14 protein-coding genes and 1 pseudogene are annotated in these 11,506 nt (G+C 43.4%); all 15 read right to left on the bottom strand.

The genetic code is table 11. The features are described from left to right. Window positions 1-294: 294 nt before the first annotated feature. The gene (locus tag I8J29_RS34565; protein ID WP_338113332.1) at window positions 295-840 is read right to left on the bottom strand and encodes a tyrosine-type recombinase/integrase; all 546 of its coding nucleotides are present in this window, start codon (window positions 838-840) and stop codon (window positions 295-297) included. Window positions 841-1,013: 173 nt separating this feature from the next. Further along, entirely contained in the window at window positions 1,014-1,136 is a 123-nt protein-coding gene (locus I8J29_RS34560) for a hypothetical protein (RefSeq protein ID WP_338113331.1), read from the bottom strand. An 84-nt stretch (window positions 1,137-1,220) separates the two neighbouring features. Further along, window positions 1,221-1,781, bottom strand: a complete 561-nt coding sequence (locus I8J29_RS32855; protein ID WP_208851478.1) for a hypothetical protein — start codon at window positions 1,779-1,781, stop codon at window positions 1,221-1,223. Next, window positions 1,738-2,225, bottom strand: a pseudogene (locus I8J29_RS34705) (ATP-binding protein). The gene I8J29_RS32855 and the pseudogene I8J29_RS34705 overlap by 44 nt, the downstream one beginning before the upstream one ends. A 193-nt stretch (window positions 2,226-2,418) precedes the next feature. After that, window positions 2,419-3,249 carry a copper amine oxidase N-terminal domain-containing protein gene (locus tag I8J29_RS32845; protein WP_208851476.1) on the bottom strand — a complete coding sequence of 277 codons (831 nt, stop codon included), beginning with the start codon at window positions 3,247-3,249 and terminating at the stop codon, window positions 2,419-2,421. A 713-nt stretch (window positions 3,250-3,962) separates the two neighbouring features. Next, a complete protein-coding gene (locus tag I8J29_RS32840; RefSeq protein ID WP_208851475.1) occupies window positions 3,963-4,127 on the bottom strand; it encodes a hypothetical protein in 165 nt (54 codons plus the stop codon). Window positions 4,128-4,647: 520 nt separating this feature from the next. Further along, window positions 4,648-5,934, bottom strand: a complete 1,287-nt coding sequence (locus tag I8J29_RS32835) for an IS110 family RNA-guided transposase (protein ID WP_208851474.1) — start codon at window positions 5,932-5,934, stop codon at window positions 4,648-4,650. Between the two features lie 220 nt (window positions 5,935-6,154). Then, entirely contained in the window at window positions 6,155-7,288 is a 1,134-nt protein-coding gene (locus I8J29_RS32830) for a DUF4179 domain-containing protein (protein ID WP_208851473.1), read from the bottom strand. After that, the gene (locus tag I8J29_RS32825; protein WP_208851472.1) at window positions 7,285-7,812 is read right to left on the bottom strand and encodes a sigma-70 family RNA polymerase sigma factor; all 528 of its coding nucleotides are present in this window, start codon (window positions 7,810-7,812) and stop codon (window positions 7,285-7,287) included. The genes I8J29_RS32830 and I8J29_RS32825 overlap by 4 nt, the downstream gene beginning before the upstream one ends. A 433-nt stretch (window positions 7,813-8,245) precedes the next feature. After that, window positions 8,246-8,539, bottom strand: coding sequence for a UPF0158 family protein (locus tag I8J29_RS32820; protein WP_208851477.1), 294 nt, complete (start codon window positions 8,537-8,539; stop codon window positions 8,246-8,248). A 203-nt stretch (window positions 8,540-8,742) separates the two neighbouring features. Beyond that, entirely contained in the window at window positions 8,743-9,093 is a 351-nt protein-coding gene (locus tag I8J29_RS32815; RefSeq protein WP_208851471.1) for a hypothetical protein, read from the bottom strand. 108 nt (window positions 9,094-9,201) lie between these two features. Then, complete coding sequence (locus I8J29_RS34700; protein ID WP_208851470.1) at window positions 9,202-9,516, bottom strand: YxiJ family protein; 315 nt, start codon at window positions 9,514-9,516, stop codon at window positions 9,202-9,204. Window positions 9,517-9,656: 140 nt separating this feature from the next. Continuing rightward, complete coding sequence (locus tag I8J29_RS32805) at window positions 9,657-10,160, bottom strand: hypothetical protein (protein WP_208851469.1); 504 nt, start codon at window positions 10,158-10,160, stop codon at window positions 9,657-9,659. Window positions 10,161-10,400: 240 nt separating this feature from the next. Beyond that, window positions 10,401-10,844: a hypothetical protein gene (locus I8J29_RS32800; protein ID WP_208851468.1), complete on the bottom strand. Its 444-nt coding sequence runs from the start codon at window positions 10,842-10,844 to the stop codon at window positions 10,401-10,403. Between the two features lie 208 nt (window positions 10,845-11,052). After that, a complete protein-coding gene (locus I8J29_RS32795) occupies window positions 11,053-11,328 on the bottom strand; it encodes a hypothetical protein (RefSeq protein ID WP_208851467.1) in 276 nt (91 codons plus the stop codon). Window positions 11,329-11,506 lie beyond the last annotated feature (178 nt).

Below are 11,506 nucleotides of genomic sequence, written 5' to 3'. Positions count from 1 at the left end.
TGGTTTGAAGCAAAGAAAGAATGAGGGTGTCTATGTGACCTTTTAACACCTCTTTGTTAACTTCCATTTTTTTCACCTCTTGCAATCACTATAAAATAGATTACTCTATAATACAAGGTATTGGATTGAAAAAAATTGCCAACTGTTATTCAATTCTAATGACCGTTAGCTGAGGAAACGGCAGCTTTTAAAGCTAGCTGCCGTTTCTGCGAACTTGAACTCTCGTTTCCCGTCAATATTTGCGAAATGAATGAACAATCCTGCCCTTTAGTTGAATCATCCGCTGCTAACACACTAAAAAAATCGGCGATAAAGTTCTCTTCTTCGCTCGCCGCGGAGCTGAGCATAAATTTGTGTGGTTGATGCTTTTTCATGCCCCAGCATGCCTTGAATAAAATCTAATGGTGCGCCATTATCCAGCAGCTGGCATGCATAAGTATGACGAAATCGATGGGGGTATACGTTTGCCTCGATTGCTCCGCGAACTGCCAACCGCTTTATAGGCCACCTGAGCGTTGGAATCGCCATACGCTTAGCCGGATTAGTGTCTGTTACAAATAAGGCCTTACACGAATCCTTACGACTTGCCAAATACTTCTTCAACCATACTTTACACTCAGTTGTGAAGTAGATTTCTCTTTGCTTTGAACCTTTCCCATTTACAATGGCGGAGCAATTATCCCAATTTAGATCCTCAATGCTTATTCTTTCGACCTCTCCAATACGGCAGCCTGTGCTGTAGAGAAACTCGAGTAGAGCCTTTTCCCTTGTAGTCTGACAGGATATCTTTAAATGGATTACATCTTCCTCCATTAGAAACTTAGGAATTCGTTTATCCATTTTAGGCTCACGTAGCTTGAGTGAAGGGTTGGTGGGTAGATAGGTTTCTTCATATGCAAATCGGAAGAGCGAATGCACAAAACGAATACGGTGCCCTAGACTGCTAGGCTTTAATCGATCGGACTGCTTTGCTAGGTATTCCTTAAGCAGGTTCAGAGTTATTTCAGTAAGTTCTAGGTCCCCAGTTCCGTAACCAGCATCTTGAGTTGCAGGGAATAGGCTTTTAATGTATTTGCACTAAACCCTTGGATTCGTTTATCTGATTCATAATGATGCCAAAGCTCGCTTAAATTCATAATAAAACCTCCTATTAGAGCAATTAATACTAGTTTGCTACTAATAGAAGGTTTTAGACTTATTGATTCAAGTAGCGTGCTCCGTTAGCGCAACGAAGAGACGCCAATTTGGCAGCCGTTATTGAGGGCTTTATTGTAAATAACTGAATTTGAATTGTTGTAAATAAAAACATTTTCCATTTGCATATCCCCATTAATGACCTTTCCATACGGAACAATTACTCCTATGCTTTTGCTAAATTTCTTAGTAACTTTTGTACCATCTCTAAAAGTAACTTCCGCATATGAAGCGCCCTTTATTAGCTTTTCATTCAACAATATTGTAACAAATGGATAGTTGGTTGCAGAACCCGATAAATATACCGGAGAGTTTTCCAAGAGTTCACCCCATACTTTTTTGTCTCGAATGGTACCACTACCATCTTTATAAAGCATAAAGTAACCAGCAGAGCCTTTATTTATAAAAATAATAACCGAAATCACATCTTCAATATTCTCAACTGCTACAACATTAACATTATTGTCTTCAATAAACTTACTTATTTCATTACTCGAAGGGGCCGAGTACTTATTTATTTCATTACTTGAAGGAACTGCGTAATCAGTGTTTGAGCACCCCAATAACATCGAGAAAACAACAAACACAATTATTATCATTACGGTTGACGATAAAGAAGTGGTCAGCTTCCCCTATTTCCGGAGCCGATGAATCGCTCTCTTGTTGTCGAGCTAGTACCTCTTCGAAAGTTGACGCACTCCGAAAAATATCTTTACTTCGCTGGCTTTCTGTTATTCGTTCTTTAATTACGACTTCCGGAATATCGAAATAGACAAGAATGCTGACAATTCCATTCCTACGAAAATAGTCCAGTAAATTCATACGACCGTTTCGGGCAAGGTTAGAATTGCAAAGTACGGCGTATTTGGTCCTTCTTTCGGACGTAACGACTTGTAGTGAGCATTAATGAAAGATGCGTGATTATCTTGGTCAATAGTAATTGTGTTTTTCAACTGCGATTCCAATTGTTTAGCAAATGTCGTCTTACCACTGTGTGTCTTTCCTACCGTCATGACTACAATTCGATTCATCAAAAGCCCCCCTCACAAGTTATAAAGATTCATTCCACACATTATTATTGCAATCCTGCCGTTAGCGTAGCGAAGGGCCGCCAGATGGCAGCCCCCGTATTTACCTATCGTCTCTCAAAGACCAGGAAAGATCGCCGCGGCTGGCATCTGTTCGGGCGCAGGTGAAATAGACGCTATCGACCACCTTGCGTGCTTACGCGACCGTATTGCTGATCACTTTCAGGGAGCCGTTAGCGTACGCACGTTCTACCAGGGTATCGATTGCCATTCTGGCGTCACGGCTAAACACATACCATTGATTCTTCGTGACGTCATGAAGCAGAACCTCCGAGGTCGTGGTAGGTTGTTGCAGCGAGTAGATATCGTAACGCTGCACACTTTTCCCGTTATTGTCCAAGAAGTCGTATTGTCCGTTTTTGTAATAGGATTCCGGAGTGTCAAGGTTAATAGTCCACGAGTAGTCTACGGGGGCATCAACCTTGGCGCCTTTATTCGTTTCAAAACTTCTATATATGGCCTCGTTCAAGGCATTCGCGCTTATTTGCTGCACGACTCCGCCCATGATCATATGGAATTCATTTTGCATGACCTTCACAGGTACGCCGTCAATGACGAGCGGCGCGCTCTCGACCGATACCGTGGAATGGCTGTAGTCGACCGAGCAGCCGAACGTTTCGGCAATAAAACGCAGCGGAACGAGCACGCGATTGTTCTTGGCGTACGGCTTGACGTCAAGTTGTACCGCCTTGCCATTCTTCACTGCGACGGCGCTGTCCGTCTTTAAAACGATTTTCATTCCGTCCTTAATCACGGTCACTTCCGATTTTGACCAAGCGACCTTGGCACCTAGATTTTCGCTGATGACGCGCAATGGCACCATCGTGCGATTATCTTTAAATTCGGGCTTCGCGTCGGAGGCGACGGATGTACCGTCGATTATGATCGACATGCTAGTTGCAGCATAGGCCGTCGAAGATACAAGCAGAGTCACCGCGAGCATAACGCATGAAATAATCTTTTTCATGTCGTACCATTCCTTTTTTGTTAAAGTGGGGGCTGTGAAGATTCGTGAATATATAATATCCTGACAGCCACTTTTCAGAGGCTCCCTACTCTGGTAAAGTTGCTCAGAAATTCACATCATCATAAGTGTAGCCGGGAAGACAAGAGGTGCCGCCATAAGATTAGTCAGTGGCCGGCTGAACGAAGGCAATCGATCGCTTTCATTGTCGGCTGCCTTCGTTTGTGGTTGAGCTATCGTGTCCCGTTAGTTTAATCTTGAACTGTTTTTAAATAATAAACTAAAGATACAAGTGATAAATAAAATTCCACTAAGGCTTAATAAGATACTTCCTTTCCATTTCAATTGATCAATAAAATTTTGTAACATTATATTGAATTGATTTGTATCCATACTCCCGCCCATTTGTTCTCGCATATAGGTATTTGCCTTATCCATTCCCCACACAACGGAGTTATTGAGTTGCACATAACCATTAATCATTATAACGGCAGAAATTATTAGTAAAGATACAACAATAGAATTATAAGATCTCACTTCCTGGTCCTCCATTCATTTTTAGCTTAAATCTTATCTTACTATGTTCGTTGGATATCCATGAATTTCCCCTTTAACAATCCTGCCCGCTAGCGTAACGAAAAATAGAGCAGTTACCGTCGGTAAACTGCTCCATGGTGTATTCCACTAACGTGTCCCGTTAGTTGAGAAGCGACTCTCTAATTTCTCGAATCTCCAAAAATATATCCAATTAAGGAAAATATCAAACCAAGAAACAAAATAAAAAACTCTGCGCCACCTAAACTAGCATCTGGGTCGATAACCCATACTGCCGCAAATATCATCAAGCTTATTCCTAATAACATTATTTTCACCGACTTCATCTTAACCCTCCCATCCATAAACTCATAAGCTAACGGTGGTTATTCAAGAAATGAATTTAACTTTCCTGCCCGTTAACGTAATGAAGCCGCCGATCATACCGGCAGCTTCGTCATGATGGTTTATTGAGCTACCGTGTCCCGTCCCTCGGTTTTAAGAATTTATCTCACATATACTCACTCATTCGCAGGATTTCATCACCTTGGATTCAAGAGCACCTAAAGGAAAGTAAGAAAGTTATGCTGGTGGGCTTGGTCTTAGGTATGCGGGAATAGAGGAATGGTCAGGAATCATTCCCCGAATGCCTTCTACTGCACGCACACTCCACAAATCCCCTGGGGGTTCACCCTCCCAGATCTCAACGGGTCATTGCCCTTACATTCCTTCGTTATACCTGACCAAGGTGTGGAGACCGATAGCGTTTAGCGGATGGGTCTTAGCCCTTTTGGGACACGAACTCGGTCCTCCGTGCTTTCTTTGTGAAATCCCGCGAATGAGTCAATATACGTGATGCTCCTGAGCTTAAGCTGCTTCTGTCCAGGCTAGAACGGTCTTCTCTGGCATAAATCTTTCTCCTCGTTGAACAATACCTACTAGAATTCGAGCGAGCTTCCCTGTTAACTTAAATATGGATTGCTGCTTTTTCATCTTCTTTTCTTGCACATTGTGCTCATGCAGATGGCGGAATACGGGGTTATTCCAAACGAGTTGAACCGTAGCGAGATAAAGATATTTTCGCAAGGCTGAGTCTCCTCGTTTCGAAAGAACAATACGTCCTTTCCGCTTTCCAGACGAGCTTTCAGCCAGGTTCAAGCCTGCCTTCCGCAATACCTGTCGCCCATGTGCATACTGGCTTAAATCCCCTGTCCCAGCTAGAATGGCCGCGGTAAAAATCTTCCCGAGACCTTTTATGCTGCGAAGCTGCTGCGCCATTGGAATCTCAGAAAGCAAAGCTTCGATGTCCTTTTCAATCTGTTCAAGCATGCTGGTAATGCGCTCAAATTCTTCAATAAGCCGTTTTAAATCAACCTTCGCTTCTTCTTCAGCGGCCCGTTCTCCCACACTCCTTTTCGCTTGTGCGATGAGCTGCGCGGCCTTCTCTATCCCCGTCGTTCCCCCCGCACGCTGCATATGGACTCGCCAAGCATCCATAATGCCCTGTACCGTATACCTCTCCAAATCTCGTGGGCAAGGAAATGTCTTGAGGGTCGCCAATGACCGCTTACAGGTCCAATCTTTGAATACAGACGAATATTCGGGAAAACGGATAGCCAGCCAACGTATGATCCGATTCTGCAGCCGTATACTGTTCGTCACCCAGAATTCTCGATCACTCATCATCGTCCGTAATCGTTGGAACTCAAGCGGTTGACGCGTATACTCGTAGTAAAAGCCCCGACTAACAGCGTCTGCGATGACAAGAGCATCTTTGGGGTCGCTTTTTGATGGGCTGTTATCCCGGTTTTCTTTGTTTCGCTTGGTCGTGGCGGGGTTAACCATGGCCACCTGTAGTCCCGAATCTGCTAACCAGTTGGCCAGGTTAAACCAGTAATGACCGGTCGGCTCCATACCGATAATGAGCTTCTTTAAACGGTGGTTCTGCTGTAATTCTGTCATCCAGCGGCTCAATTTCTTAAAGCCTTCCATACTATTTGAGAATGAAAGATGACGTTTGGAAACGACGATGCCTCGGAAATTCGTAGCTTGAGCTACATGTGTTTCTTTGGCCATATCGATTCCTATGACGAGATGAGAGGTAGTAATTCGTTCAATCCGTTGATTTTGTACGTCCGATTGCTTAAACTTCATAGTAAGAGCGCCTCCTTGATGTGTTGTCGACAAACCCATCATACTGAGGCGCTCCCTTTTTTTCAAAGCCCATCTCTTAGGCTCAACAGGAATGTTTAGTTCAATGCGAATTTCAGTTTGTCATTTTCTGGCTTGCTGCTTTTATTTATGTCATTATGTCATTCCCCTTTCCTTCACCTCTTTCATCTGCAGCAAAAACTCCTTTAATTTTACGAATGGGTTATGTGATATTCCAGTCCGGCACCTTGACGGCGAATGATTTCAGCGGTATTTCAATAAAACCAGATGAAGCCGGCATGCTATCCCATTTGCGTAAAATCGGCGTAATCGTCACTTCATTTGCTTCGTCTGGGAGTTGTTCCGTAACGAGCGTTACTCCTTCGTAGTTCATGCCGTCCACGAGCTGTCCGTCCTTCTTATAGCGGCCGCTGTTAGTAACCTCCATCACCGACGTCAGTTCATGCCCCGAAGCAGTTATGACGTAACGCATTGTGTATCGTGGATTCCCTTTTACCAACGGATCCGGCTGTAGCTTACTCGGGTAGATCCAGTTCAGCCGCCATAGCGTCGATTTCGTTCCGAGACGGACCTGCTTCACTTCAAAGCTCACATTCTTGTCGGCAACTGTCGGCAAGCTTGCGATATCCTGCAGCTTCCGGCCCTGCTTTACCACTGGTATCTGGAAGCTCCAGTCTCCGGGGAGAATCTGTTGTTTCGCCGGATCGTCGAATAGCGCGATGCCTTTCACGTCTACCTTCAAAGTCAGCTCATCTGGAGGCGGGGCAGCGCCGACGAAGTAATAGTTAACGATCCCAATCTTTGTATCATCTCGGATTCCGCCGGAGTCAGTGCTAATAAGGCCCGGAAACGCCTGCTTAATCGATTCGTCCAGTTGAAAGGCAGGCCTCACCCACAACGACTTCGGAATCCCACCTGGATGCGACACGGAGTAGCTAACCGACAGCCGCTGACCGTCGAACATCGCCTCGTGAATTCGAATCGTATATCCGTGGTCAGTTCTCTCCGCCAGATTGCCCATTTCGTTACTTTCATTTACCGACATGAGCGCCGGATCGCCGCTTTCGACGAAGATGGAATGCAGCCGTGCCTTAAGTGCGGCGGCGAATGAATTTGTGTCATTGAACAATAGCATCGCACTCACTAAGACTGCTATCACCGTCACTGCTGCAATCCAGGAACGGCGCAGCGGAGTTCTGCCTCGCCGCGGCATCTTCGTTCGTTCAGGCAACCCGGCCAGCACCTGCTCTATGTCTTTGTGAATATCCGTCGGTACAGCCTGCGAGTCGACGCGGAGCTTAGCTGCCAACCGTCCATCCCAATCGGTGCGTTTCATTGCAATTCCTCCTTCGACGCAGGATCCTTCATCAGCGCGGCTAGCTTCATACGGGCTCTGTGTAGCCTCGACTTGACGCCATTCTCGCTCAGCTCCACGATGCCCGCGATGTCTTTAATCGACAAGTCCTCCACGTAGAACAATACCACGATTTCTCGATCGTTCATGTCTAATCCGTTAAGCAAGTCTATTAATTCCAAATCCGATTCGAGCATCTGCGCATCGCGACTCTTTTCTCGTAATTGATCCACCAGAATGACTTTCCGATTATGCCGGATGACCCGCCTGCATTCGTTAATGAGAATTCGGACGAGCCAGGTGCTAAAATAAGCCGGCTCGCGCAAATTGACGATTTCTTTATACGCCCGCAGGATTGTCTCCTGAATCGCATCAAGCACATCCGACCGGGAAGTCAAAATCCGGTGCGCGATCATATATAAGCGCGATTCATTAGAGCGAATAAGCTCGATGAATGCTTCGCGCGATCCGCGTTGCGCTTGCTTTACGATTTGTATGTCGTCCACTTCCGACTACAGCTCCCCTCTTACCTCTATCTATTAGAGTCGTCAGAGGAGTGCGAGGTTTCGCGGCAGCGGAATTATTTGTTCATGTACGCTAAAAAACGGAAGATGTTTATACATCTGCCGTATTTATCCTGTCAATAAGCCCCTTTCGCTCGCGCTTTGGTTAGTGATACCCTCTCCTGAACTACTTCGGTGGGTATGTCATCTTGCGATATACGTAGCCTTTTATGTTGTTGTTCTTGTCACCCGACATCTCAGGTTGGTGTCGGATGACAAGAACTTGATGTCATTCCGTTTCCCTCACTGTTTCAGCTGCGCGCCTAAAACCATCCGTTCGTTTTTACGAATGGGCTTTCTAGAATCAGATGTGTTAACGTAATCTGCCCGTTAACGTAATGAAGCTGCCATGACGGCAGCTTCCATTTTTATTGTATTAGTTTTGAAACTCAATGTCATGTTCGATACACCAACCAATCACCAATTTCTTTATCTTGTTTTCCTTGTAGGTATACCATTGCTTATCAATGCCAAATTCTATTATTATATCTTTAAATCTCCGAAATGCGCCTTTCCCAATAATTGCGGCATTTAGCGCTTCATTGATCTCTCCATCTTCAAGAGTCCGAATGAACTCTTCTATGAGTTCATATTCGTTGTAGTCGTTTTTTAACGTGAAGTCAGCATATTTCTCCTGTTCATCCTCGAGTATGCAAATTGCCCTTTGAATGTTCTCTCTCTGCCAACTTTTCTCACTTCATCACTCATATATTCCGTCCCTTAAACGTTTTTTGGATTTCTGTTAATGTCTTTATCAGTGAGCTTTGCAAACATCTCAATACACTAACATTCGTTAATTGGTTAAAATATCCTGCCCATTAGCGCAACGACGGCAACAGATCGTTATAAGGCCGGCTGCAGTCGTGTCAGGAATTAACCCAAAGAGTTCTCATTAAATATCGTACCAACAACTTTATTAGTTTTGCCGTCTACAAATATCACATGATTTTTATCAAACGTCACTTTATACAGATTTTCTATTTTTTTGGGCTCAGCACCGCCTTTCGGAATGGAATATTCATTTATCATTTCATCGAAATTTATTCTTTTCACCTCTGCATTTTTCCATACTGGGTGCAATTGTTCCCTATCTTGATTTGGAACACTGCTCCATGCTATTTCACGAATAGCGATCAGCCTCTCCGAGTTTGAATTGGAGTTAGAACAACCCACTACGAAGGGTGTGAACAAAGCTAAAAGAACTAAAAGATAAATTATTTTCATGACCCAACGCCCCCATGCCCAATTTTTGGAATTGGGTATTATGACGTTGGAGATACCAGCAATGTTGCGTTATTCTGCCCGTTAGCGCAACGACGGCAGCCGAGCGTTCTATTCCCGACTAAATTCCACGTAATCACTGATTTTATCCTGGATAAACATATATTGTTGAAACCAACTGAAAAATGAGAACTTTAAAATTTCGATTTGTCTTTGTGGAATTTTTGATGTCTTTCCAGCTAACACGTAACTTAAAGTGCCCGCAATATTCATGCAATACGTGTTAAAATCACCAACCAATGAGTTTTTGTCGTCCGTTAGCTTCAGAAAGTCATATTGAAAATCAGCTTGTATTTTATCAGTGTCCCTATACGGGAAGGGATTATCTAAATTGATGTTTTTTAATTTTTGAATTACACTATCCACTTGAATAACCACCTCGTTTTAGTCACTTCTTATATCTCCTATTTCGGTAGACTACTCAAGTATCATGCCCGTTAGCTGAAGAGGCTGCCGTACGTGCCGGAAGCCTGGTTTCATTGTGCTATCGTGTCCCGTTAGCATAATCATCTGACTTCTATAACAAAAACGGATGATGTATCACCTTTTGAAAAATCTGCTGATATGCCGTATTTATATATTCCTTTTTCTTTTGGAGCCTTGAAAGAGCCACCTTGCAATGGAATTTGTGTTGGTTTTCCATCAACATATTGCTGAATGATTAAGCTACTAGGTGCTGTTTTATATTCGAACGAAATTTCAATGTCTTCTTTAGGACTTATAGTAGTAGGAGTAACCCTTTTTAACATTGTTTCTACATCTGCATAATCTGCACATCCTAAATTACCCCAACAATATGTACTTTGGATAACTGGAATTTGTGTTTGTCCTGAAGTAACATTGGGAAGAGGTGGAGATTTTTTAATGATTTTAATGCCAATGTTTCTAGCGTATCCTTGAAATCTTGTATGCTCTACAATGTTTCCTGCAAAAGGAGTGAAATAAAGGAATACTACCAGTAAACCTAAAAATCCAGTAAAAGCAATTATTAGTGTTCTTTTACGACGCATCCCAAGCCTCCTTTGACATTAAAATCTCATGCTATAGACGAATAAATTCGAAATTAGTTACACACGGTAGCCTTCACATGTGGCTATTGAACTAATCACTACTCGGAAATTTGATCTATCCTGCCGGCTCCCCACGCTAGTGGAACGATATTGCTGCGCTAAACTGCCCGCAACGACGGCAGCCGATCGATCGTTCTGAGGCCGGCTGCAGTTGTGTTTGAACTAACGTATCCCGTTAGTTCAATTCATCTTTAGTTCGATTGTTTCTGATTTGTCTCTTGTCTGAACAACAACTTTTACCTTTGACTGAGATGTGGGCGAAGTAGAAGTACTGAAAAGAAATGCATAAGTAGGAGGATTCTGCTTGGCGGTTATCATTCCAAAAGATCCAGTCTCTTCATCTACTTGATAAAGAACCGTAACTTCCCCTGTTGGCAGTTCATCTTTACCATTGTAGATTAAATACCCTCTGGTGCTAACTTTCTCCGAGTCTTTGGTTTTGTAGAAGTACATCATTGCTCCCCAGTTGTCCGTATGACCTTTAAACTCATGGAGATATTCAAGCTTTGAATCATTTGTGATATCTGTCATTTTATCCTTTGTAATACCGCCGTAGTAATCTTTATCTTTAGAACAGCCTGTTAACACAATAAGCAATATAAGTACAATTGCGGTCCACTTCACTTACATCCCTCCTCATAGTTGAACCAAGGTCCGCCGTTTTTTTCGTCACTCCCTGCAAGTTCCATTTTATACCATGTTAACTTATACGCTATTAATCATGATCTTGTTGCGCTATACTGCCCGTTACTTCAATGGAAACGGCAGCCGATCGTGAGGCCGGCTGCCGCTGCGTCTCCATTCAACTATCGTTCCCAGTTAGCGTAATCAACTAAGCATAATAATTGCCTTTTTTAGGGTACTCTTTATGCTCAACGAAATAGCTATGTATCTTACCAAACACTCTATTTGCTGCTGCTTGTGACTGTTTCTTATTCTTCAGTTTGACCACTTCGGAGATGGGGGTATCCAAAGAAATAAAGTCGTTTAACAAAATAGACAGGTCAATTTCAAATATCCCATCAAGTTCCTTTAGGCATTCTCCAAATCGATATTCTGCAATAGTTCCTCTTACAATAATTAACTCGAAGTTCAAACAGATTGCCATCTTTTAAACCTCACTTTAGAACACATTATTGGCTTCGAATTAGTTAACGTGCCCGTTAACATTCCTGTAGGTGTTAGTAGATGCGATTTGCAGAAAAACGAACGCCTCGCTAGGATGAGTATGTACTGGGTTGCAGCCCTCAGAACTCACCTTAGGAGGCGTTATAAATGAAGTCTAG

The organism is Paenibacillus artemisiicola (assembly GCF_017652985.1).
GTDB lineage: Bacteria > Bacillota > Bacilli > Paenibacillales > Paenibacillaceae > Paenibacillus_Z > Paenibacillus_Z artemisiicola.
Note: the sequence above shows the minus strand (reverse complement) of the source record. Positions and strands in the feature narration are given on the sequence as shown.